Below are 23177 nucleotides of genomic sequence, written 5' to 3'. Positions count from 1 at the left end.
CCGGTCTTACAACTGCCAGGAACCAATGTCGGCATTCACGCCGTCGCCGTCAGGCTGGCCGTCGGCGCCGAGAGAAAAGATATCGATCTCGCCGTTGGCACCGGGATTGAGGTACTGATAAGGACGACCCCACGGGTCATTCGGCAGGCGCTCCAGGTACGAGCGCCAGTTGCTGTTATTCGCATCGGCCGGCCGCTCCACCAGCACCTTCAGGCCCTGGCTCTGGCTCGGGTAAGTGCCGTGATCGAGGCGATACAGCTTCAGCGCCTGCATCAACCCGCCAATGTCCTGCTTCGCCGCCGTGGCCCGCGCCTGATCCGGCCGGTCGAGCACCTTGGGCACCACCATCGCCGCCAGAATCCCGAGAATCACCACGACCACCATGATCTCGATCAGCGTGAAACCCTGCTGCCCACGGGGCATCCGGCTCGGTCGACTGGGCTGTTTGAATTGCGCGATATCCATCTCGTCATTCCCTGGCTTGATTCGATTCGACGCGCAGTGTTGCAAGAAGATATGTCAGGGATGTTGAAAATCCTCGGGTGTTTTCGTCGTCAAGCCGTCAAGCACGGGCGTTAGCGTCAAGGGCTGCCCGACTGCCCGAGCCCCCGATGCGCACCCCCTCCCCGCAAGCCGGATTCACTCTGATTGAAGTGCTTGTCGCGCTGGCGATCATCGCCGTGGCCATGTCCGCCGCTGTTCGTGTGGCGGGGTTGATGACGCAGAGCAGCGGGGTTTTGCGGGATCGTTCGATTGCGATGATTGCGGCGCAGAGTCGGATGGCGGAACTCCGGTTGGAAGGGAGATTGCCGATGGGGGTTAAGGCGGTTGAGTGTGATCAAGGACGGTTGTTGTTGCGGTGTGAGCAGGTGATTGGGGGGGCGGAGAATGGGCGGTTGTTGAAGGTTGGTGTGCAAGTCTTTGACCGCAGCCGGGAAGCGCCGCCGCTGGCGAGGCTTGAAACACTGCTCAGCCGCCCGGATACCCCATAGCTCTGGTCTGCTCAAAAACGCCAGGCCCGAGGGAGAACAGATCGGGATCCTTGAGGACCTCGCGCCTCAAATCTCCCGATCTTCACTCGCAACCATTGAATCTATTTTCTACTGTTGAACCACTGAAAATGTTCTGGGAGGTGACACAGATCCGTCAGCAGAGGCGGTAATGCTGTGCACGCCCGCGGTCAGCCCACTTAAGGCCAGTAACCATTGGCCTTCTGCGTCAGCAAGGACATTACCTTTCAAGATTGTTCCATCGAACACACCGACGTTCGTCCCTGATTCCGAGAGACCTGCGACACTCACAGTGGTATCAGAGGTTATTCCGTTTTGAGGTACTTCACCCTTGGAATCCCTGATAGAGAGGATCGCGGGTACGGTGGCATTGGACTTGGATGTAGACATGTCAGTAACTCCGTTTCGTGGGATTGGTTTGACGGAGTGATTCAATCGAGGATCGCAGGAAGCGTCACCTGTCAGATCTGACAGGTAGTCGGATGTTTACGACCAACGGTCATTCTCTTGGGTTCGTCTTTCACCCTGCTCAATCACTGGCGGCCCCTCCTCTACCGCACGAACGGACGCTGTGCCGATAGCCTGTTTAACCGATTTTTTCAATGCCGTTTAAAGACACTCAGCGTTACTTCCTCAAGGCTACAACGCCTTGCGTCATTGCCTACGACTACGCCAGAATCCGCCGGCTTGTGCGTCTGGGGTGCGGGTCTTATCGTTTCCGGGTCACTGAAAAACAGTGATCGGGTTTGGTAGCCCGACCTCCCATATGACGCATAACGTCACCTAGCGCAGATGCCCTTTCGGCATTTGTCTTATGGTGGCCATGCGCAGGGCGTCCTCGGGCGCGCCGGATTTTCCATATGGGCCGGTCTACCAACCTTCGTATGGCCACCACCACTCGTTTGGTAGCGAGAGTGATGGCTCCTTAAGTCCCATATGGAGCTACATCTATGTTCAAGCCAACACCAAACCCACCCGAAACCGATCCGGTTTCACCCTACAAATTCCCCGACTCCCGAACCCTCAACGAAGCCGCCGAACGCGCCCTCGACCACTACCTCACCCCGCAACAACGCATCATGGGCAGCCACCACAAACACGACCCCATGTATCTGGCCAACCCGGCCTACAACACCGAATCTCTGCTCGCCAACGCCAGCGAATCACTGGGGTCGGCCAGCGAAATGCTCAACAACTTTGCGGCCACGCTGGAGCCTGCTCATCGCAAGACTGCGATCGGGATTGCGCAGTTGGTGATGTTGAGCGAGCTGGCGGTGAATCAGGCGTTGGATCATGTTGAGGTGAAGACGTAAGCGGCTGAGCGCTTTAGATCAACAGCCGGAAAGAAAATGGCCGAGGTTGTCAGCTGTAACTGACGACCTCGGCCAAATGAGCATTTCTATTTTTTGCGGCACATCTCGACGCCATCCTGAGTCTTCAGGTCTGTGTCGATTCCCAAGCGATACCTGCAGTAATCAATAATCCACCCCCGCTCCTCTGCTGTCAGGCGTTCTACCTTCCTGATCTCTCCATCGTTAGCGTGGATGTTGTAGAACTTCATCTGAAACGTCGGTTGCTTTTTGATGAAGACAATGGTCTCGATGTCTCCGTCCTCAAGGGCTTCGTAGTAGCCGACGTAGAGCGTGGTCACTAGGGCGAGGGCTGCTACGATTGTATGCTTTTTCATTCTTGTGGCGCCTTCGTCTGTAGCCACTCCGAGCGTTCAAACGAGGCTGAACAAGCGCCTCATCCGGTCACTTGAGTACTCCTGATTTCCCCAAAGCAACCAGTACAGCCATCGCAGAAAGCAACGAGATTGCACTCCATTGCATCAAAACAAGCTTCTGCTTGAGTGAAGTGGGAAAGTTCTCCACATCATGGGCGCTGAGCGTGCCGCGTCTCATATAGAAATTCAAAAACAAAGGGGACTGATTTATTTTATGGAACTAATCAGTCCCCTTTTTTACGTTTTGGGTGTCAGTTGAAAAGAGTCGGAATAAAGCTCCAGAGATCATCGAGCACGCCGACAACAGATCCTATAGGCCAGTAATCCGGAGTCGGGATGATTGCAGGCAACGTTTCATATCTTTGTCCGGTTTGTGGATACACCGGGCTTGAAGAGGCTCCGTACGACGAACTGGGCTGCTCTTCGTTTGCCATCTGCCCGTGCTGCGGTACGCAGTTTGGCTACGACGACACGACCGCGGCTCATGCTGAATTGCGTAGATCATGGGTCTCCAGCGGGATGCTTTGGTGGAGCGAAGCTCAAGCGTCGCCGAGCGGTTGGGACCCGATAAGGCAACTACAGGCGTTCGAAAAAGACATCCAGGTATGAACCTGACGCCGCCAATGGTCAGGCTTGAGACATTGCTCCCAGGCCAAATAAACGGATGTGACAAGGATGACTATGCTATCGGCTTGCCCTAGCCGAAAAGTCGTCAACCGATGCCGTTTACGGAGCAATGGAGTGCAGGATGAAAATCATCGCTTTTGTAGCTATCTATCTCGCAGGTGGGGTTGTCCTGTTTCCCCTCCTCGACCTCTTTCGTCCGGTAGGCATTTCTCTCGACCAATTCTATTCGGAGTTTTACCTCAGTTCCGGTGTTGACGTGGCGCAACGCCTAAGCCTGAGCTTCATCTACGCAAGCGCGTTTCATCTGGTGTGGTCTGCCTTGTTTTCTGAATCCGCAAAAAGCTGGGTGTACACGACCAACATCATAGACATTTGCTATCTCGCCTTACGGTGTTTGAGTACTTTTTGCATCAGCCTGATGACTCTTGGACTGGTTGGAAAAAGCGCACAAAAAGTGCCCTTTACAGAATTTGCTCAATATTTTCATTTTCTGGTTATCTGCATGCTCGCGGGCGCTTGGGCGTGGGAGCTCAAGCACTTTTTGATAGGCGTCATTTATTACACTGCAAGAAAAATCACGAGAACGGCTAAATGAAGGCCCCGATCCTCCTCATCGCCATTTGTTGCACGGGTCCAAGCGTCGCATTCGCTGATGGCTCGCAAGCGGCAAACGACAAATACGGGCCAGCAGGCATCGCCGTCGCTGAGCGCCTGGTGACGACCAGATCCAAATTGATCAAACAAGGATGGAAGCCAACCCGGATGCACACCCGCGATGGCTATGAATACAGTGGCGTCGAGAGGGAGCTGGCTGCACACGATTTCCTGGAACTCGATACCTGCTCTTTTGATAGCTCGCGCTGCATCCTGTTCTATTCAAAGAAAGACGCCTGCTTGCGCGTTGACACCATGGGTGAGCAGCTCAAAGACATGACGGTAACGCGATGGGCTGATGAATGTCCGGATGAGTCTTCAGCACCAGATAGCGGTGACGCGGGTTAAGAAACAAAGGGGACTGAATGAAATAATTCAGTCCCCTTTCCTTGGGAGCGGGCTTGCTCGCGAAGGCGCCAGAATTGACACCTGTTTAATCAGCAGGTGATCCCAAAGTCTGCCTCACCGGCAATTGCAAATTATCCAACGCCCGATTCACCGCCAACTCCCCGAGCATGATCAACTGCGCAATGCCCACCAACGCCCGACGCTGCGAAGCCGGCACCAGACTGGCGATGTTCTGGGCAATGGTTTGAGCTGAAGCGAGAGTTTCACTGGCATCAATCAGCAGTTCTTCGTTTTTGTTGTCCGCAGTCACGGCATACATCCCGCGGGTTCTACGTGGGGGCGGCGTGGAGCCGGGCGGACAGAGGTAATGGTCGAGCGCGCGGTCGGCGGCTTCGTGGAGTTTTCTGGAATCGATGGATTCGTAGGGGGAAACCGAGTCGGTTTCAGGCGGGTTGGGTGTTGGTTTGATCATGGTGAAGCTCCATTTTTATACCTGGTGGAACCACCAACACCTGTCGCTAAACAGGTAAGGGTGGCGGCTGTACGTGGGTTAGCGAACCGAGAGGTATAAGACCCGGCAGACCCGAAGGTCTCCCACGCACAGCCACCATATCGTCATCGCAAAAAACTGCGACAAACTGGAGCGTCGTTGAGCTTATACCTGGTCAGGTCGCTAAACCCGGTCGCTGGGTTACCAGCGACACGTAGACGATAAAGACCAGGTACAAAGCGCACAAGCCGGCGGATTCTGGCGTAGCTGTAGGCAACGGCGCAAGGGTGTGTAGCCTGAGAGAGTGTTTGGAGATGTCTTATTAAACGCCGGCGTTTGTCGAGACCTCACAGCGGCGCCTCCATGAGGTTGAGAGGTCGGCCAGATGATTCTCTGGAAATAAATCAGCCACCTTTTTCCTAGAACTGTTTAGACCTACGACCGTGCAGCCGGGGTCATGACGTTGGATTGCGTGGGGGCGCTGTTGTTGAAGTGTGGGCGGAACATCACGGTGGAGACCGGCGAACCGGTGGTGGTGAAGGCGCCCTCAGCGACTTTGGAAATCCCGCAGGTCACCTTGAATGGGAACCTGCAGGTAAATGGAAAAATCGATGTGACAGGAACGGCGATGGATGAAGGAGGTAACTCCAACAACCATTCGCACTAAATCATTTCTCTTCCGCAGCTTTCCTTCGTGCGTCCCTCTGCTCAATTCCTTTGCGTTTTTCCTCGGGGAGCAAATCAAAAAGGTCATTGATAGCACTAGGGCTAGCAATCTGGTCTTCAATAATGAGGTTGATCAATTGGAATAATGGGTAGACGAATTTCTCGCTATCTCGAAGGTCGAGAGTTCCAGGATGAACCGCCTCATTCCCAATAACCCGGACTGTATCCAACGCTTGCTGGATCTTACGGGGTAATCCTTTTTCTACGAGATCAGCAATCTGCGTATCTATCTTATTGGTTGTGCCTGTAAGGTGTTGACAGAGCTTTTCTAGACATAGTCTTAGCAGAGCAGCAGCTGAGCGGGGCGAGATCGATGCAATCTGGCGGGCTTCCTCAAAGTCATCCCTTATCAACTCTGGCATTTGCGGGTGAGCAGGTGCTGCGCTCACTGAAAGTGGATAAACCATGTCTGCCCGAAGAATGTTTGATAGCGTAAGGGAGGAATCTTTATCAATCACGCTTGAGCGCCAGATGTTTCTTTTTCTGCAGCTGTGACATTGCGCGGAAATAAAGCCGGTGGGGGTAGTGAACCCAGCAGTAGTCAACATTTCCCAAGACATACCGGCGAAGGCATGGCAATGAGGGCAGTTATAGCTAGCTTTGGTGAATTCTGGAGGAACGAATTTATTCATCACTGGCTTCCATTCTGTGATTCCCTATATTAAAGCTTGCTTCATAGAAACAAAGGGGATTGATCTATTCTCGAAAAATAAATCCATCCCCTTTTTTGGGTTTATTCTTACCTAACAAAGCTTCGGCCTACCCCTTTACTACAGGTTTAAATAGTAGTAAGCATAATTCCCCACAACGCCTGCAGACACAGCTAAAGCGTAAGAGGCAATTTGTTTTATAAAGTGCCTATTATTAGACACCTTAAGCTTTGAAGCGACCTCTCTATCCTTCTTAGTCATTAAAATAAACGAAGGATTTTCCCTAGAGAATATTATCAACGTCGCAACCGACAAGCCTATTCCGGCAATAAAAGAAACTCCCTTATACCAACCCTGACCAGTAAAAAGCTTATTAGTTGGATCCAATAGCTTAATGACAAGATTTAACTTCTCATTCATTGTAAGTGATTCCGGCGCAACCCCAGCCGGCATAACACTTAAAAAAATATCAGCTACTTCTTTTTCTCTTATGAGCTGCTCAATATAGTCAGGTAAGAAAATACCTATAGCCAGCATGCTCAGAGCCACGACAAACACAGAGTATCCAGCAATTCTAGAAAACCATGTTTCCGCTTCAAAAATAGTATCTATTTCACGTTCCAACAAAGAAGCGATATCGTCGCCCCAAGTTCGCTCAGTGTGAGATACCGAAAACTTAGCTATCCCCGTGGAGGTCGTTATAGTTCGACCAACAAGCGGAAGCTCAGAGCTTAAGCTTGCAGTTCTTTCTGTAATAAGCTGAACTGAAATCTCTTGCTTTTCGGGGGCTGGCTTGTTGGGAAAGCTGACAAGGTACGTCCATGTAATTGAGATACTTTTAGTTGAAACAATCTTTGCCTCATTAAAGTGAAGCAACCCATCAATCGTTGTTATTTTTCGATCCGGCCCTTTGTCATATTTTAGTTTTGCTGAAAAATCGACAAGAGCGCTTGAGGACTGTTGTTTTATTCGCTGATCAATTAGGTAATGCAAATGAACTAACCACTCGTGAGAAGCTTCGAAGGTTCCTGCCGTTACACCACTAATATTTTCAGGCTGTCCGAGTAAGTTGGTAATAAACTCACCGAAGTCTTTTTTCTTTATAGGCACTTGTACATATTGATTTTCAGAGTTATCTCCTGATATTACTACATTCAATCCATCGTTCAACATTGTTTGATTGCCTCTGAAAATTAGTTTTTAGATTATTTGACTGGAGACAAAGTAAAGTGTTAAGTCCGACGACACCTTCTACTGTGGCTGAACAGTTCATTATTGTGAACCCAATCGATGATAGCCTACAGCTACCATGCGAGCCACCTCTAGCCTGAAGCTGCGATTCACGACCGGCCGCTTTTGGCCGAGAGCGGTAAAGTACATCCCCGCCGATCCATTACCCACCAACCGACTGAAACGCCAAAGTCACGCTCCCTCTATAAAGTTACGGCCTCACCAACCCAGGCATCTCCACCCCATCCCCCAACCTCTCCACCCCCAACCTTACCCTCTCCCCACCCTGCTCAATCACCACCCCATCCCCCTCCACCGCCACCAACTTCACCCCAGGACTCACCCGCTCCCCCTGCAAAAAACTCCTCGGCGGTCCGTCGTTGAGGCTGAGGATCGCCACCGCCCCGCGGCTCCCCGCCATCACCCCACTCACCTTGATCTCCACCGGCGCCGTGCGGTTGGAGAACCATTGCAACGCCGGATTGTCGCTGCGCGCCGCGAGCAGTTGCGGCGTGGCCGCCGGGGTGTGGGATTCGGCGGTGGTCAGGAGCAGGGATGACCATGTGGCGATGCCGGCCAGGGCGGCCAGCAGTGCGGCGGCCTGGATGATTTGGGGGGGTGAAAAGCGTGCGGTGAATCTCATGGGCTGAATCTCCTTTTAGTCCCGGTGACCAGACTACGCGGCAATTCTCACGGTTTTATTTCACACGCCTTACATGTTGGCCGTGCAGGATGGTTTTTTGGGACGGGGCTGGACGCAAGGGAGTGCGCATTCGATGAACCGGGGCAGGCAGCAGGGTTTTACGTTGATCGAGTTGATGGTGGTGCTGGTGATCATCGGCATCGCCAGTGCAGCGATCAGTTTGAGTATCAAGCCCGATCCGTTGCAGTTGCTGCGCAAGGACGCCGAGCGCGTGGCGCAGTTGCTGCAGATTGCTCAGGCCGAGGCCCGCGCCGACGGTCGGCCGATTGCGTGGTTGAGCGATGGCAAGGGGTTTCGGTTCAGTCGGCGCAGTGACAGTGGCAAGGGCTTTGATCATTTCGAGCGGGACCCGCAGTTGCGGCCGCGCCCGTGGCAGAGTCCGAAGCTGGAGGTGCGGGTGGAGCCGAAGCAGAAAGTGGTGCTGAACGCGGAGTGGATCAATCCGCCGCTGCAGTTGACGCTGTCTGACGGGCTCAATCGGTTGAGTGTGCTGCGCGATGCTTCGGGCCGGATCAGCGTGCAATGAACAGACAACAAGGTTTTACGCTGATCGAGGTGATGGTCGCGATTCTGTTGATGGCGGTGGTCAGTCTGATTGCCTGGAAGGGGCTGGACAGTGTCACCCGCGCCGACCGCCATTTGCAGGCCAGCGGTGAGCAGAGCGATAGCCTGTTGCGGGCGTTGAATCAGATGCAGCGGGATGTGGAGATGCGCGCCGGGATCGAGTTGACGGAGCCGAAGAAGGTTGGCACTGAGGATGAACCGGCGACGGCCCCGCCTGCGCTTACGGTGCGCAGCAGTGACAGCAAGGGGTTTCGGCTGGACATCATTCGCAGTGCGGCGGATCAGCCGGGGGCGTTGCAGCGGGTGCGCTGGTGGCTCAAGGGGGATACGTTGTATCGCGCGGTGGCGCCGGCGCGCAGTCGGTATCCGTTGCCGGCGCCGACCGCTGGGGTGGCGGTGTTGAATGAGGTGAGTGATTTGCAGGTGCGGGTTTGGGAGATGGACAAGGGGTGGCGGCAGTTGAGCGGAAATCGGCGGGAGGATCCGTTGGGGTTGGAGGTACGGTTGACCCGGCAGACACCGCAGGGGGTGGAGAAGTATCGGCAGGTGATGGGGCCGTTGCAGTAAGTCCTGCCTCCTCAAAAACCTGTGGGAGCTGGCTTGCCAGCGATGGGGCCTGCACATCCAACATATCATTGCCTGACATGCCGCCATCGCTGGCAAGCCAGCTCCCACAGGGTTTTAGGGTGTTTGTGGGGGTTGCGTCAGTTAGCTGAGGACTACGACGCCGCCCGGCAGCTCGGTGCATTTGACGCCGTAGGCATCGCGAATCAGCGCGCCCACGCCGGCCAGTTGGTCGAGGGAGAAACGTGCTTGTACGCGGCGCTGGCCGAGTTCGCGGTTGAGCAACAGCAACATGCCCGGGCGGTAGCGGTTGATCTCGTCGATCATCTGGCTGAGGGTCGTGCCGTTGAACACCAGCACCTGCTGACGCCAATTGCTCACTGCGGCGGTGTCGACGCTTTGTACGCTGCCGACCCGTTGTGCGTCGTAGGTCAGTTGCTGGCCCGGTTCCAGGCGCAGGTTGCGACCTTCGACTTCCACATCCACCGCGCCATCCAGGCACGTCACGCACACCTGTTGATCGAGGTTGCGCAGGTTGAACCGCGCCCTGCTCGCTCGCAACCAGCCGCTACCGGCCTGCATCGCCATCGGCAGGCGTGCGGTCTGCACTTCGACTTCGCCGCTGACCAGTTCAAAGCCTTGCACGCCCTCATCTACCGAACGCTGGTTGATGCGGGTCTGGGTGTTCAGTTCCAGGCTCAAACCATCGGCCGGTTCGACCCGGCGTTGCTGGCCGACTTCAGTGATGTAATCCGCGCCGAGCCCGGAGAACCCGCCCGGAATCGTGCCGCGCACCAGCAAGAAAGCCGCCGACGCCGCAATCGCGCCGCCGAGAAACGCCCGTCGTCCAAACCGGCGTGGCGCCTGCATCGCTTCCGCCGCCGGTTGCAGCAGGTGCCACAACGCCTTGCACTCTTCGAAGGCGCGGGCGTGTTCGGGGCTTTGGGCGCACCACTGGCGCAGCGCTCGGGCGTCGGCGACCGTGGCGCGGCCGGAGGTCAGCAGGATCAGCCAGTCGCGGGCTTCGCTTTGCAGACGCTCGGCAGGCGTGGGCTCGGCAGGTGTCAGACGGAAGATGTTCAAACGCACAGGTACTCGACGGGTTGATCGGGAGCTTCATTCACTAGACGGTTTTCCGGCCCCGCGACCGAACCGCTGAAACACTTTTCTTTCCAGTTTGGCCGCGCAGTGTCCGAGTGCAGCCTTGATTTCCTTCTCGACCATGCGCGTGGAAATGCCAAAACGCTGGGAGATTTCCAGGTGCGGCGCTTCTTCCAGCCGTGCGGCGATGAAGATCCGGCGGCGCCGGGCCGGCAGTTCGTAGAGGGCGCTGAGCAGCGACTGGATTTCCTTCTGGCCGCCGACCACGCGCATCGGGTCCAGCGCTTCGTCGCTGACTTGCAGCAGTTCTTCAACTTCGCTGCCGGTGAGCAGCCGCGCATCGGCCTGGCGGCGGTCGGCGGCGATGTTCAGGGCCATGCGATAGAGGTAGGCGTTGGGCCGCAGCAGGTTCGGTGGCGCTTCCATGCGGTCGAGCCGCAGCCAGGTTTCTTGCAGCACGTCGTTGGCCAGGTCCTCCGAGCCGAGACGGCGTCGCAGGCGCACCCGAAAGTCCTCGTAGGACGTCAGGAACAGCTGGACCATCGAACTTTGTCCGGCGTCTTTCATCCCCCGGAAACTCCTTCCCATTGTGTGCATTCCATGCGCTTTCCTGACGATTCGGGTAACAACAGCAAGGTGACTGGCTGGCGCAATGCGCCGGGTGTGGGCCGGTCGATTTTGAGCGTGTGAAAACTGTCTACCAGCGCTGCATCGCGCCGAACATCGCCGGTGGTGGTGACCAACCGGTTGTGCTGCACCACGCCGTCGCGACCGATCCACAGCTGTAACACCGCGCGAAAACTGCCAGGCCGGGTCAGCGGCGAACGGCACAGGTTGCGCTCGATGGCCGCCTGCACCGCCGTGGCGTAACTGCGGTTGACCGCTGCGCTGGCGGAGGTCGGTTTCTCCGCCGGCAACGGCACGTCCTCGACTTGCGCCACCTGCAAAGTGAATGCGTCGTCGCGGCTGTACTTGGCCATCAAGCCGCTGCCACCGAGCATCCGCCGCAACGCTTCGGCGGCGGTGAATTCGCCATCCACCGCCAACGAGCGTCGACCACGACTCAACTGGCTGTCGACCAGCACCGCCATGCCGGTGGCGCGGCTGAACTGATCGAGGGCGCGGGCCAGTTCCTGGGCCGGGATGTGCAGCGTCATGCGCATCGATGCCGGCATCGGGTCGGCGCTGGCACGGCTCAGAAACAAGCCAAGCAGCAGCCCCAGACAGAGCTGGCGCACGAGCGCTGAGCGCACAACATCCTCCCTGGCACGGCCTCGCTGCACGGCTGATGTATCCCTGAAAACCGTCATCCTGAGGGCTGTTTATGAATCTGGTGTGACGGCCACTGCAAAAAAACCATCACGGGATCGGTGCCGCCGTTGCACTAGACTCTTGAGCCAGAGCGGCCCCTTTGGGCCGGCCAGGAGGCACACATGAAATCACTGTGGACATTGACGCTGAGCGGGCTGTTGTTGACCCTGTCGGGCGGCGTGCAGGCCGAGCAGGCAGTGGGTTGCGTCGAGGTGAGCGTGGGCGTTTACAAGGCGCCGAATTACGACTGTCTGAGCCAGCAGATGGGCAACAACCCCGACGGCGCGGCGGCTGCGCAGAAGAATCAGGAAGCGATGAATGTGCCGGTCAACAAGCGCCCGCCGAATCAGGTGGGACTGGCGACGCCGGCGGCTACCAGTACGCGGATGGGCAATGCGTTTGGCACGTCGGTGAAACCGCAGCGGCCGCCGAACTAGTTTCGTAGATCAGTCACTGGGGACTTGCCGAAAACTTACCGCCAGGCGATTCCAGCTGCTGATGGTGCTGACGGCCATGGTCAGGTCCACCAGTTCGCCTTCGTTGAACTGTGTTCGCGCTTGCTCATAGACGTCATCCGGCACATGACTTTCCGCCAGCAGCGTTACCGCGTCGGTCCAGGCCAGCGCCGCCCGCTCGCGCAGGTTGAAGAAGCCGCTGTCACGCCAGACCGCGATGGCGTACAGCCGCCGTTCCGTCTCCCCTGCCCGCCGCGCTTCCACCGAATGCATGTCGGTGCAGAACGCGCAGCCGTTGAGTTGCGAGGCGCGGATCTTGATCAGGTGCAGCAACGGCGCCTCGATGCTCAGGCTGCTGGTCAGCGCTTCCAGGGCAATCATCGCTTTCATGGCTTTGGGTGAAGCGCTGTAGTAATCCAGACGCGGGGACATGGGCGGGTCTCGGGCAGCAGAAGAGTGATTTCACGGTAAGCGCTGGCCGACCAGCATTACAGCCCCAATTGCACGGAAAACCGGCAGACCACTGATCCTTGACCAATTTCCGGTTTTTACTCCGCGCAACTTCTGCCCCGCGTGCATTCGGGAGTAATCTGGCGGGCGCACAATCAGCCTCATTCGCCCCCAGGAGCCCCGTCGGTATGGAACTTCATGTTGTGATCAACGGCCGCAAGGATCTGGCCGGTCAGTTGTATCAGCAACTGCGCGGCGCCATCGAGTCCGGGCGTCTGGCCGCCGGCACGCAGCTGCCGCCGAGCCGCTTGCTCGCTGAGCAACTGGGGATTTCGCGCAAGACCATTTCCGATACTTACGCGCAGCTGACTTACGAAAACTTCCTCACCGGCGTCATCGGCAAAGGCACCTACGTCAACGCCCGCTCGACGCCGGTGCAGCGCAAGCAAAGCCATTCCGAGCTGGCCAGTTCCGAGGTGATCGAGAGCTGGTGCAACCTGCCGGTGTTCCTGCGCCACCCGACGCTGGAAGGCTCGCTGCGCTACGACTTCATCGGTGGCGCCACCAGCAAGGGCCAGTTCCCCCACGATGACTGGCGCCGCTGCGTCTCCCACGCCATGCGGCAAATGGCGGGTTCCAAGGGTTTTTACAGCGTGGCGGAAGGGTTGCCGGCGCTGCGCAATGCAATTGCCCGGCACATCGCGTTTTCTCGTGGCGTGAACTGCCAGGACGAGGACATCGTGGTGTGCAACGGCGCGCAGCAGGCGCTGGACCTGATCGCACGGGTGCTGCTGCGCCCCGGCAGCCTGGTGGCGATGGAAGATCCAGGTTATCCGCCGGCGCGGCTGCTGTTCGGCACTCATGGCGCTACCGTGGTCGGGGTGCCGGTGGATGCGGAAGGGATTCAGGTCGAGCAGATCCCCGATGGCACACGGTTGATCTATGTGACGCCATCGCACCAGTTCCCGCTGGGGATGCCGATGAGCCACGCGCGGCGCGAGGCCTTGCTGGCCCGGGCCTACGAGCTGGGCGCAATTATCATCGAAGACGACTATGACAGCGAGTTTCGCTACGAGGGCCGGCCGACGGATTCGCTGCACAACCTCGATCAGCGCGGCATCGTCGCTTATGTCGGCACCTTCTCCAAGACCCTGCTGCCAGAGTTGCGCCTCGGTTACGCGATCCTGCCGCCGGCGATTCTCGAAGCGGTGATCCGCGCCAAGCAGCTCACCGACCTGCACGCCTCCACCCTTCCGCAATGGGCGCTGGCCAAGTTCATCGCCGAGGGCTGCCTGCTCAAGCACATACGCCGCTGTCACACCGTTTACGCTCAGCGCCGCGAGCGGATCCTGGCGCGCATGGCCACCGACCTGTCGCCGTGGCTGGAGGCCGTACCGGCGAGCGCAGGCTTCCATATGGCAGTGTTTTGCCGCGTGCCGATCGACTTGCCGCTGGTGATCGAACTGGCGAAAAAGGTCGAAGTCGGGCTGTACGCCATCGACGGCTTCTATTACCAGCAGCCGGCCAGAAGCGGAATGTACTTCGGTTTCGGCGCCATCGAGACGCTGGATATCGATATTGCGCTGGACCGCCTGCGCGACATTCTGCAACAGGTCGCCTGATAGATTGGTCTAACGGATTACCCGCCGATTGGTTATTGGTGATCCGGAGGTGCAGGCCTATTCTGCACAGGCGTTATCCCTCAATGAGCAGGATTCGTCCGGCCTGATTCAGGAGTGTGAGCAATGTCCAACGAAGTGATCAACACCGTACAGGTGCAGGCTGCGGCCGGCCGCTCCGAAGAGCTGGGCAGGCAGTTGCAGAAGATCGTCGAAACCCTTCGCGAAACGCCGGGCTGCGATTCCTATCTGGTCGACCGTTGCCCTGACGACAGCCACCGCTGGACCGTCAGTGCTCGCTGGCAATCCGAGGCGGCGATGCAGGCGCACTTCAACCGGCCTGAGGCGCAGGGGTTTATTGACTTGATCGATAGTCGGCTGGCTAACAGCGTCGACTTCAACTCATTTCCTATCGTTTAAAACTCAAGAAAAATGCAGCCTTCGGCAGCCTCGGGAAAACCTGTGAGGCTGTCGAAGGCTGTGGTTTTTCTGGCTTGTGGGGAATCCGGATTGGTCACCCGATCTTCCCGAATATTGGCCGTTTGAATGCATCACGTCGCGGACTACTGTGAAAGCCGACTCCCCCACTTCACAGGTGACCCGCCATGAAACTCCTGCCCATTTTCGCCGCCGCCCTCGCCCTGTCTGTTTCTGCCGCTGTCATGGCCCACGATGCTTCCGAGAAGGTTTCGGTCCTGCAGGACCAGATGCTGAAAAACGTCCCCGGCAAAAAAGCCATGATGATCGAAGTCGACTACAAACCCGGCCAGTCCTCCATCGCCCACAAGCATGACGGCACTGCCATGGCCTATGTGCTCGAAGGCGAAGTGACTTCCCAGGTCAAAGGCGAACAAGCGATCACCTACAAGAAGGGCCAGTTCTGGTACGAACCTGCCGGTTCCGAACATCTGGTGTCGAAAAACGCCAGCAAAACCAAACCTGCGAAGTTGCTGGTGTTCATGGTGCTGTCGCCGGAAGAGCAAGTGTTGATCCCATTGAAAAACTGATGATTGTTTAACCAGCCATAAATAAAAGGCGCAAATTATTGATTTGCGCCTTTTTTATTTCTCGCGGCAATTAGTCAAGAACGCTTACAGCCAATAAAACTATTGCATGACAGTCATTCAGCAAATTGTCAGGTTGTTTTCAGCTTCGCGGGAGTAGTCTGAGGCAACTGTCGCCGGTTCCATTTAATCAACCCCGACACCTCTGACTTTCCGACTGAAGTTGCTTCACGGGAGACTCACCATGAAACTTGCCTTTGCCAGTACCTTGGCGATATCGGTTTTAGCGTTGTCCGCCTGTTCAGTTCCTACCGCCCCCAAAGCGGTTTCCTCTCTCGACACACTGTTCACCCAACCTGTCGGCCGCAGCAGCGCCGCTCAGGTAAAAAGCGGTCCCGGTGTCTCGCTGGGCGTGGTCTACAGCCCGAGCACCCAGACCAACCGCGAATACCTGCGTGAGTATCAGGCCAACGCCGGCACCGGTTTCGGCCAGAGTTTATTGGTGCAGCCGATCCATGACGCCTACGTCGCCACTTCGAAACCGGACATGGCCGTGGACTGGGTGAAAGCCTCGCTGCAACGCCAGTTCGGCTCGGTCACGGTGTATCCGGACATGCAAAGCCTACGTGCGGCCAATCCGGATGTGGTGGCGATCGTCGATACTCATAGCCAGTTGATTACTTCCCGCAGTTCGGACATCAAGGCCGATGTGAGTGCGGACTTCTATGACGGGAAGTTCAATTACATCGGGACGGCCAAAGGGTCCGAGGCGAAAGAGTTGACGCCGGTGTGGGCGGACTTCAAGCGTTCGGAGGAGATTGTTGCGGATATTAATCAGCAGCAGGAAGTTCAGGTTAGGGCGTTGCAGAAGTTTGACCAGTCGCTCAGTAATTTGTTGACCAGGCCGACAGATAAAGTGTCGATGCTTGATAACAAACAAGGACATAACTTGCAGTAACGATAAAACCATCAGGCAAAAAAAAGCCCCCGCATCTCACAATGCAGGGGCTTTTTCATTCAACGGCTACTCAAGCAAGCTCAAGCTCCGCAGTCGCCGCAGCAGGCACAACCGCCTGACCGCTCAGCGCCACGTCGTTCAGCTCACGGTTGGCCACCGCGTACATGGCGTAGTCGGTGCCGCTGGCGGCACGGATTTCCACCAGCATGGCGCGCCAGCGCTGGATCATCGCGTCGTGTTGCGCCATCCACAGTCCCAGACGCTCTTCGACGTCCAGGTTGCCGCCGCCCGCTTGCAGAACGGCGATGGTGATCGCGCGTTGCTGCCAGTCGACGTCGTCGCGGAACGCTTCACGGGCCAGGGCCTGCCAGTTGTTTTCAACCGGCAAGGCGCTGATCTGCGAGATGTACCAGGTGATGTCCAGCGCGCTGCCCACGGCGAAGTACGCCTTGGCCACTTCGGCCGGGTCCTGGCCAGTCACGTCGGCAGCCTCGATGATCGGCAGCAGCGTGTAGAGGTGGGTAGTCCCCGCCACCATACGCGCCAGCAGTTCCGGTACACCGGCAGCCACGTAAGCCTGATAACGCTCCTGCCAGTTTTCACGGATTTCGCCGCTCAGCAGTTCGTCCAGCTTCAGGCCCAGCTCCTTCAGGTGCGGACCGAAATGCGCGACGTCACGGGCAGCGTTCTGCTCGTTGCGACGGGCACGCAGGAACCAGCGCGTAGCGCGACGGCCCAGACGCATCAGCTCGTCCATCAGCTCCAGTTGCACGTCAGCGGAGACCTGATAGTCCAGCGCTTCGATCTGACGGAACCAGTGCGGGAGGTGGAAGATGTCGCGCACGATCACGTAAGCGCCCGCCACGTTCGCCGGGGTCATGCCGGTGGACTCTTTGAGTCGCTGAACGAAGGTGATGCCCATGTGGTTGACCAGATCGTTGGCGATCTGGGTGCTGACGATCTCGCGCTTCAGACGGTGACGACGCATGGCATCGGCGAACTTGCTGACCAGACTCGGCGGGAACGCGGTTTCCATGTCACGGGTCAGGTAGTCGTCGTCCGGCACCAGCGAGTCCAGCAGCTGCTGCTTGAGGTCGATCTTGCTGTACGAGATCAGCACCGACAGCTCAGGACGCGTCAGGCCCTTGCCGGTCGCGGCGCGCTCGGTGAGCTGCTCCTCGGTCGGCAGATACTCGATGGCGCGGTCCAGCTTGCCACGGCCTTCCAGATCGCTCATCAGGCGCTTGTACTCGGCGGCACGCTCGTAGGCACGGCGGGCCGCCAGGGACAGGGCCTGGGTCTGCTTGTAGTTGTTGCCCAGCACCAGACCACCGACTTCGTCGGTCATGCTCGCCAGCAACTGATCGCGTTGCTTGCCTGTCATGTCGCCGGCCTGAACCACTTCGTTCAGCAGGATCTTGATGTTCACTTCGTGGTCGGAGCAGTCCACGCCACCGGCGTTGTCGATGAAGTCGGTGTTGGAACCGCCGCCATTCAGGCCGAACTCCACACGACCCAGTTGAGTCATGCCGAGGTTACCGCCCTCGCCCACAACCTTGCAGCGCAGCTCGTTGCCGTTCACGCGCAGTGCATCGTTGGCCTTGTCGCCGACATCGGCGTGGCTTTCGCTACTGGCTTTGACGTAGGTACCGATACCGCCGTTCCACAGCAGGTCCACCGGCGCCTTGAGCAAGGCGTTCAGCAGTTCGGTCGGGGTCAGTTTGTCGGCCTGGATGTCGAAGCGCTCTTTCATCTGTGGCGAGATGGCAATGCTCTTCGCGCTGCGCGAGAAGATACCGCCGCCTTCGGACATGATGCTGGTGTCGTAGTCGGACCATGCCGAACGCGGCAGGTCGAACATGCGCTGACGCTCGACGAAGCTGGTCGCCGGGTTCGGGTTTGGATCGATAAAGATGTGCATGTGGTTGAACGCGGCAACCAGTTGCAGCTTGTCGGACATCAACAGGCCGTTACCGAATACGTCGCCGGCCATGTCGCCGATGCCGACCACAGTCACGCTGTCTTCCTGGACATTGATGCCGCGCTCGCGGAAGTGGCGCTGTACGCCGACCCACGCGCCCTTGGCGGTGATGCCCATCTTCTTGTGGTCGTAACCGGCCGAACCACCGGACGCGAACGCGTCACCCAGCCAGAAGCCGTAGTCGATGGCAATGCCGTTGGCGATGTCGGAGAAGGTTGCAGTGCCCTTGTCCGCCGCGACCACCAGGTACGGGTCATCGTCGTCATGACGCACGACGTTGACCGGCGGTACCAGTTTGCCGTCCTTCAGGTTGTCGGTGATGTCCAGCAGGCCCGAGATGAAGATGCGGTAGCAGGCGATGCCCTCGGCCGCGATCTCGTCACGGCTGCCGCCCAGTGGCAGGCGACGCGGCAGGAAGCCGCCCTTCGCACCCACCGGCACGATGACCGAGTTCTTCACTTGCTGGGCTTTTACCAGGCCCAGGACTTCGGTACGGAAGTCTTCTTCACGGTCGGACCAGCGCAGGCCACCACGAGCAACGTTGCCGAAGCGCAGGTGCACGCCTTCGACACGAGGCGAATAAACGAAGATTTCGAACTTCGGAACCGGCTTCGGCAGTTCAGGGATCAAGTGCGGGTTGAACTTGAAGCTGAAGTACGACTTGTTCTGGCCGTTGGCGTCGGTCTGGTAGAAGTTGGTACGCAGGGTCGCTTTGATCAGGTCCAGGTAACGACGCAGGATGCGGTCTTCGTTGAGGACTTGAACGTCGTCCAGTGCAGTCAGGATTGCCTGTTCCAGACGCAGTTGCTTGTCGTCCAGATCATCGCTGCCCAGCTTGCGCGCCAGGTAGAAGCGGGTCTTGAACAACCGGGTCAGTTCGCGAGCGATGTCGGTGTGGTTGTTCAGGGTGCTGGCGATGTAGCCAAGGTCGAAGCCCAGGCGAATCTGCTTCAGGTAGCGCGCGTAGGCACGCAGCAGAGCGACGTCGCGCCATGGCAGGCCGGCGGTCAGCACCAGACGGTTGAACGCATCGTTCTCGGCATCGCCGCGCACGATATGGACGAACGCGTCCTGCAGGGTGTCATTGAGCTGCTGGATGTCCAGGTCCATGCCTTCGGCAGCGGTGAACGCGAAGTCGTGGATCCAGAACTCGCGACCGTTGTTGTGACGCAGGCGGTAAGGGAACTCACCCAGCACGCGCAGGCCGAGGTTTTCCAGGATCGGCAGCACGTCGGACAGTGCCAGCGGGGTATCGGCGTGATACAGCTTGCAGTGCAGCTCGCGCGGGCCGGCGGCCAGCGGCTGGTAGAAGCTCATGGCCAGCGGCTTCTTCTCGCTCAGGTTGAGCAGGTGCTGCATGTCGACCACGGCCGAATGCGCAGCGAAACGCTCGCGGTAGCCAGCCGGGAAGCCTTTCGGGAAGTCAGCCAGCACGTTGGTGCCGTTGGCTTCGCCAAAGTTTTCGATGATCAGCGAGTTGTAGTCGTCCTGCCAGCTGCGGCAGGCCTGGATGACTTCGTTTTCCAGTTGCAGCGGGTCGATGTCGATGCGGTTTTTCGGATCGACGCGCAGGATCAGTTGCACGCGGGCCAGCACGGACTCGGAGAAGAAGGTCCAGAACTCGCAGTCGGTCGCCTTCAGGCGCTCCATCAGCACTTGCTGGATTTTCTGGCGGACTTCGGTGGAGTAGATGTCGCGCGGCACGTAGGCCAGGCAGTAGCAGAAGCGACCGTAAGGGTCTTTGCGCAGGAACACGCGGATCTTGTTGCGTTCCTGGATCTGCACGATCGACATCACGGTGCTGAACAGTTCGTCGACCGGGGTCTGGAACAGGTCGTCACGCGGCAGTACTTCCAGAACCTGGGCCAGTTCCTTGCCCAGGTGAGCCTTGGCCTGGAAGCCGGAGCGACGCTCGATTTCCTCGACCTTGCGGCGGATGAACGGGATGACACGTACGCTTTCGCCATACACCGACGAGGTGTACAGGCCCATGAAGCGGTGTTCCTTGATGACTTTGCCGTCGGCGTCGATTTCACGGATCGACACGTAATCCGGGTAGGCCGGACGGTGTACGCGGCTCGGATGTGCAGCCTTGGCGAACGACAGCAGCGTCGGTTCGCGCAGGTAGTTCACGGCGTAGTCTTCGATGTGGCGGTCTTCGTTGGTCAGACCGGTGCGCAGCATCCTGGTCAGGCCGAGGAACGAATTCTGGTCGTATTCGATGTGGCCGCCATCGGCCTGATCGACCACGGTGAATTCTTCGTAGCCGAGGAAGGTGAAGTGGTTGCCCACCAGCCATTCCAGGAAGCTCTTGATTTCGTTCTTCTCGCCGGCATCGACGGCGAATGCGCTGTTATCGAGCTTGGTGAGGATTTCCTGCACCTTGGCCTTCATCGGCTCGAAATCGGCGACCGCGACGCGGACTTCACCCAGAACCTGTTCCAGTTCCTTGCTCAGCACATTCAGTTCGGCCGCGTTGGCGCAGCGGTCGATTTCCAGGTACATCAGCGACTCGTGCAGGATGCCTTCGCCGGTGGTGCCCTTCGGCAGGATTTCCAGCAACTCGCCCTTGCTGCCACGACGTACGCTGAGCACGGTGGTCTGCAGGGTGTGGATGCTGTAGCCGCGGCGGTTCAGCTCGGTGCGCACCGAGTCGACCAGAAATGGCAGGTCGTGGTGCAGCACTTCGACCGCGGTGTGGGTCGACTGCCAGCCGTGACGTTCGTAATCGGGGTTGTAGACGCGCACTTGCGGTTGCGCGTGATCGAAGCGCTCAAGCAGGCGCCACGCAGAAAGAGTACAGCCAGCGAGGTCGGAGAGGCGACGTTGGGTCAGCTCGTCCAGGGAAATGATGCCGAAGAATTGTTCAGCGAACAGCGCCACTTGTGGCAGTGCCTGTTCACTGATGTGCTGCGCCAGTGCCGCTTGCAGTTGGTGCTGGAAGTCGGCTTTGCTGGCTGCGGTGAAGAACGCCATCTGTGGTACTCCGCTTGGGCTTGTTATTGATGGAAAGCGTCGCGTGCAAAACCCCTTTCGGGGCGTTCCGTCGCCCTGTTCCTGAATCTCGGGCAGAGGAAACAGGGTGACAGGTGGGTGAAGCTGGACGAGACACTCAGGTCACATTCACCTTCCATGAATGGGCATCTGCAAAAACGACTGTGCGGCATACCGACAATGTCTTTACGGGTGCTCATCCGTTGCGCAGCTTAATGGGTGCGACAATGTGTCTGCTTGCGGTGCTGCGACATATTCGGTCATTGGCACGTAAACCCGGGCAGGCGCATCGGTAAACACTAGCATTCATGGGGCAGAACGCCGGTCTGAATCCCCGGTTTTACGGTACAGGCGTGCCAGGAATGGACCATTGACCTGCGTCGCGTTCACGACACGTCCTCTGACACTCTCACATGCAGAAATTCCCGGAGGCTGGCAGAATCGCGCCCAATTGCGACCAACAAGCCCGCCGAGGCAGGAATTCCCATGCAAATGACCACCGCCCTTTTGATCGTCAACCCGTGCGACGACGAAGAAGACAACATGGCCATGCTCTGCTGCCACAGCGACAAGGGCGAAATGTTTCTGATGAGCCGCTATCCGGACGAGGATGAGCTGGAGATCACGCTGGATGGCGAACCGTCCACCCTCGACGGCGTGAAAGTCACCCTGACCAAAACCCTGCTGAAGATCGAAATCGCCGCGGCGGATGCCGATGCGCTGAATGGCGACGATGTGCTGGAAATCACCTATAACCCGGACATGGTGGATCTGGCCGAGGTCGAGGAAACCCTGAAGAACATTCTTGACGGTACTGGCACCTTTATCAGCCAGATTTGAGGGTCTCTGGGCCGGCCCTTTCGCGTACGAAAGGGCCCGAAAGAACACCGCACCTCCCCCACCCTACAAAATTCCAACAATTGCCCCGGTCATTTCCCGCACTTTGCGCAAAATGCCGTTAGTCGCCACCCCCTGCGATGGATTAAAGTAACGCCCCCTGCCCCGGCGTTATCCGAACGCCTGTGGCCACCCTTTCCAGGAACAGTCATCGATGGAACATCGTGAAGCGCTGCTGGCGCTGCGAACCTTTCTTTCAACGCAGATTCTCGGCCAGGAAAAACTCATCGAGCGCTTGCTCATTGCCCTGCTCGCCGACGGCCACATGCTGGTCGAGGGCGCTCCGGGCCTGGCCAAGACCAAAGCGATCAAAGAGCTCGCCGAGGGCATCGAAGCCCAGTTCCATCGCATCCAGTTCACCCCGGACCTTTTGCCTGCCGACATCACCGGCACCGAGATCTATCGCCCGGAAACCGGCAGTTTCGTGTTCCAGCAAGGCCCGATCTTCCACAACCTGGTGCTGGCGGACGAAATCAACCGTGCCCCGGCCAAGGTCCAGTCGGCCTTGCTCGAAGCCATGGCCGAGCGTCAGGTCAGTGTCGGGCGCAGCACCTACGAGCTGTCGCCGCTGTTTCTGGTGATGGCCACGCAGAACCCGATTGAGCAGGAAGGCACCTATCCGCTGCCGGAAGCGCAGCTCGACCGTTTCCTGATGCACGTGAAGATCGGTTTCCCCGACGCGGCTGTCGAACGCCGGATCCTGCAACAGGCCCGGGGCGAAGCCCTGAACGGCGAAACCAAACCCGAGCGCCGGGTCAGCCAGCAGGCGATCTTCGCCGCACGCAAGGAAATCCTCGGTCTGTACATGGCGGACGCCGTGGAGGAATACCTCGTGCAATTGGTCATGGCCACACGCAACCCGGCCAAGTTCGACCCGGAAATGGCCGAGTGGATCGCCTATGGCGCCAGCCCGCGCGGCTCCATCGCCCTCGACCGTTGCGCCCGCGCCCACGCGTGGCTGGCCGGTCGCGACTTCGTCAGCCCGGAAGACATCCAGGCTGTGCTGTTCGACGTGTTGCGTCACCGCATCATTCTGTCGTTCGAGGCCGAAGCTGCCGGCATCGATCAGGATCGGGTGGTGCAACGGATTCTCGACGTCGTAGCCGTCGCTTGAC

26 protein-coding genes are annotated in these 23177 nt (G+C 58.1%); 15 read left to right on the top strand and 11 right to left on the bottom strand.

Annotation, left to right across the window (positions count from 1 at the left end):
* Positions 1-6: 6 nt before the first annotated feature.
* Positions 7-465: a type II secretion system major pseudopilin GspG gene (gspG, locus tag NH234_RS13680; protein WP_367257006.1), complete on the bottom strand. Its 459-nt coding sequence runs from the start codon at positions 463-465 to the stop codon at positions 7-9.
* 146 nt (positions 466-611) lie between these two features.
* On the opposite strand from gspG, the gene gspI reads away from it, so the two are divergent.
* Together gspI and NH234_RS13670 are read left to right on the top strand one after the other, a co-directional pair.
* On the top strand, positions 612-992 hold the full coding sequence (gene gspI / locus NH234_RS13675; protein ID WP_039768915.1) for a type II secretion system minor pseudopilin GspI: 381 nt from the start codon (positions 612-614) through the stop codon (positions 990-992).
* Positions 993-1960: 968 nt separating this feature from the next.
* Positions 1961-2323, top strand: coding sequence for a hypothetical protein (locus tag NH234_RS13670; RefSeq protein WP_011333718.1), 363 nt, complete (start codon positions 1961-1963; stop codon positions 2321-2323).
* Between the two features lie 86 nt (positions 2324-2409).
* Here the strand turns inward: NH234_RS13670 and NH234_RS13665 are convergent, their stop codons facing one another.
* Positions 2410-2697: a hypothetical protein gene (locus NH234_RS13665; RefSeq protein ID WP_367257003.1), complete on the bottom strand. Its 288-nt coding sequence runs from the start codon at positions 2695-2697 to the stop codon at positions 2410-2412.
* A gap of 375 nt (positions 2698-3072) precedes the next feature.
* Between NH234_RS13665 and NH234_RS13660 the strand changes: the two genes are divergently transcribed.
* From NH234_RS13660 to NH234_RS13650, 3 genes are all read left to right on the top strand, one after another.
* Positions 3073-3345 carry a hypothetical protein gene (locus NH234_RS13660; RefSeq protein WP_085730687.1) on the top strand — a complete coding sequence of 91 codons (273 nt, stop codon included), beginning with the start codon at positions 3073-3075 and terminating at the stop codon, positions 3343-3345.
* A gap of 139 nt (positions 3346-3484) precedes the next feature.
* On the top strand, positions 3485-3958 hold the full coding sequence (locus tag NH234_RS13655; RefSeq protein ID WP_367257001.1) for a hypothetical protein: 474 nt from the start codon (positions 3485-3487) through the stop codon (positions 3956-3958).
* Positions 3955-4365, top strand: coding sequence for a hypothetical protein (locus NH234_RS13650; RefSeq protein WP_367257000.1), 411 nt, complete (start codon positions 3955-3957; stop codon positions 4363-4365). Before NH234_RS13655 ends, NH234_RS13650 begins: the two co-directional genes overlap by 4 nt.
* Positions 4366-4450: 85 nt before the next feature.
* Here the strand turns inward: NH234_RS13650 and NH234_RS13645 are convergent, their stop codons facing one another.
* Positions 4451-4837, bottom strand: coding sequence for a hypothetical protein (locus NH234_RS13645; protein WP_367256998.1), 387 nt, complete (start codon positions 4835-4837; stop codon positions 4451-4453).
* Between the two features lie 475 nt (positions 4838-5312).
* Here NH234_RS13645 and NH234_RS13640 point away from each other — a divergent pair, with 475 nt between their 5' ends.
* Entirely contained in the window at positions 5313-5522 is a 210-nt protein-coding gene (locus tag NH234_RS13640; RefSeq protein WP_367256996.1) for a hypothetical protein, read from the top strand.
* A gap of 1 nt (position 5523) precedes the next feature.
* On the opposite strand, the gene NH234_RS13635 is transcribed toward NH234_RS13640, so the two are convergent.
* From NH234_RS13635 to NH234_RS13625, 3 genes are all read right to left on the bottom strand, one after another.
* The gene (locus tag NH234_RS13635) at positions 5524-6213 is read right to left on the bottom strand and encodes a DUF4145 domain-containing protein (RefSeq protein ID WP_367256994.1); all 690 of its coding nucleotides are present in this window, start codon (positions 6211-6213) and stop codon (positions 5524-5526) included.
* Between the two features lie 138 nt (positions 6214-6351).
* Positions 6352-7404, bottom strand: coding sequence for a hypothetical protein (locus NH234_RS13630; protein ID WP_367256992.1), 1053 nt, complete (start codon positions 7402-7404; stop codon positions 6352-6354).
* Between the two features lie 268 nt (positions 7405-7672).
* The gene (locus tag NH234_RS13625) at positions 7673-8104 is read right to left on the bottom strand and encodes a type II secretion system protein N (protein ID WP_367256990.1); all 432 of its coding nucleotides are present in this window, start codon (positions 8102-8104) and stop codon (positions 7673-7675) included.
* A gap of 133 nt (positions 8105-8237) precedes the next feature.
* On the opposite strand from NH234_RS13625, the gene gspH reads away from it, so the two are divergent.
* Complete coding sequence (gene gspH / locus NH234_RS13620) at positions 8238-8690, top strand: type II secretion system minor pseudopilin GspH (RefSeq protein WP_367256988.1); 453 nt, start codon at positions 8238-8240, stop codon at positions 8688-8690.
* Positions 8687-9295, top strand: a complete 609-nt coding sequence (locus NH234_RS13615; protein WP_367256987.1) for a prepilin-type N-terminal cleavage/methylation domain-containing protein — start codon at positions 8687-8689, stop codon at positions 9293-9295. The genes gspH and NH234_RS13615 overlap by 4 nt, the downstream gene beginning before the upstream one ends.
* A gap of 141 nt (positions 9296-9436) precedes the next feature.
* Here the strand turns inward: NH234_RS13615 and NH234_RS13610 are convergent, their stop codons facing one another.
* The 3 genes from NH234_RS13610 to NH234_RS13600 are packed head-to-tail and all read right to left on the bottom strand — an operon-like array spanning position 9437 to position 11676.
* On the bottom strand, positions 9437-10375 hold the full coding sequence (locus NH234_RS13610) for a DUF4880 domain-containing protein (RefSeq protein ID WP_367257169.1): 939 nt from the start codon (positions 10373-10375) through the stop codon (positions 9437-9439).
* A gap of 33 nt (positions 10376-10408) precedes the next feature.
* Positions 10409-10960 (bottom strand): RNA polymerase sigma factor, encoded by a 552-nt coding sequence (locus NH234_RS13605; protein ID WP_085690346.1) that lies wholly within the window; start codon positions 10958-10960, stop codon positions 10409-10411.
* Positions 10957-11676, bottom strand: a complete 720-nt coding sequence (locus NH234_RS13600; RefSeq protein ID WP_367256984.1) for an STN domain-containing protein — start codon at positions 11674-11676, stop codon at positions 10957-10959. The genes NH234_RS13605 and NH234_RS13600 overlap by 4 nt, the downstream gene beginning before the upstream one ends.
* Before the next feature lie 150 nt (positions 11677-11826).
* On the opposite strand from NH234_RS13600, the gene NH234_RS13595 reads away from it, so the two are divergent.
* Complete coding sequence (locus tag NH234_RS13595) at positions 11827-12141, top strand: hypothetical protein (protein WP_367256982.1); 315 nt, start codon at positions 11827-11829, stop codon at positions 12139-12141.
* 9 nt (positions 12142-12150) lie between these two features.
* Here the strand turns inward: NH234_RS13595 and NH234_RS13590 are convergent, their stop codons facing one another.
* On the bottom strand, positions 12151-12591 hold the full coding sequence (locus tag NH234_RS13590) for a carboxymuconolactone decarboxylase family protein (protein WP_085734033.1): 441 nt from the start codon (positions 12589-12591) through the stop codon (positions 12151-12153).
* A 206-nt stretch (positions 12592-12797) separates the two neighbouring features.
* On the opposite strand from NH234_RS13590, the gene NH234_RS13585 reads away from it, so the two are divergent.
* From NH234_RS13585 to NH234_RS13570, 4 genes are all read left to right on the top strand, one after another.
* On the top strand, positions 12798-14231 hold the full coding sequence (locus tag NH234_RS13585; protein ID WP_367256980.1) for a PLP-dependent aminotransferase family protein: 1434 nt from the start codon (positions 12798-12800) through the stop codon (positions 14229-14231).
* Between the two features lie 123 nt (positions 14232-14354).
* A complete protein-coding gene (locus NH234_RS13580; protein ID WP_085711307.1) occupies positions 14355-14648 on the top strand; it encodes a putative quinol monooxygenase in 294 nt (97 codons plus the stop codon).
* Positions 14649-14833: 185 nt separating this feature from the next.
* Positions 14834-15235, top strand: coding sequence for a cupin domain-containing protein (locus tag NH234_RS13575; RefSeq protein ID WP_367256978.1), 402 nt, complete (start codon positions 14834-14836; stop codon positions 15233-15235).
* A gap of 241 nt (positions 15236-15476) precedes the next feature.
* Entirely contained in the window at positions 15477-16190 is a 714-nt protein-coding gene (locus tag NH234_RS13570) for an ATPase (RefSeq protein WP_114883578.1), read from the top strand.
* Between the two features lie 70 nt (positions 16191-16260).
* On the opposite strand, the gene NH234_RS13565 is transcribed toward NH234_RS13570, so the two are convergent.
* Positions 16261-21147, bottom strand: coding sequence for an NAD-glutamate dehydrogenase (locus NH234_RS13565; RefSeq protein WP_367256975.1), 4887 nt, complete (start codon positions 21145-21147; stop codon positions 16261-16263).
* Between the two features lie 504 nt (positions 21148-21651).
* On the opposite strand from NH234_RS13565, the gene NH234_RS13560 reads away from it, so the two are divergent.
* Both NH234_RS13560 and NH234_RS13555 read left to right on the top strand, forming a co-directional pair.
* Positions 21652-22005 (top strand): hypothetical protein, encoded by a 354-nt coding sequence (locus tag NH234_RS13560; protein ID WP_085711311.1) that lies wholly within the window; start codon positions 21652-21654, stop codon positions 22003-22005.
* 211 nt (positions 22006-22216) lie between these two features.
* Positions 22217-23176, top strand: a complete 960-nt coding sequence (locus NH234_RS13555) for a MoxR family ATPase (RefSeq protein WP_007913915.1) — start codon at positions 22217-22219, stop codon at positions 23174-23176.
* The last annotated feature ends 1 nt before the right edge of the window (position 23177 follow it).

The sequence above is a fragment of the Pseudomonas sp. stari2 genome (assembly GCF_040760005.1).
Lineage (GTDB): Bacteria > Pseudomonadota > Gammaproteobacteria > Pseudomonadales > Pseudomonadaceae > Aquipseudomonas.
The sequence above is the reverse complement of the archived record's forward strand: the minus strand, read 5'-3'. Positions and strand labels throughout refer to the sequence as shown.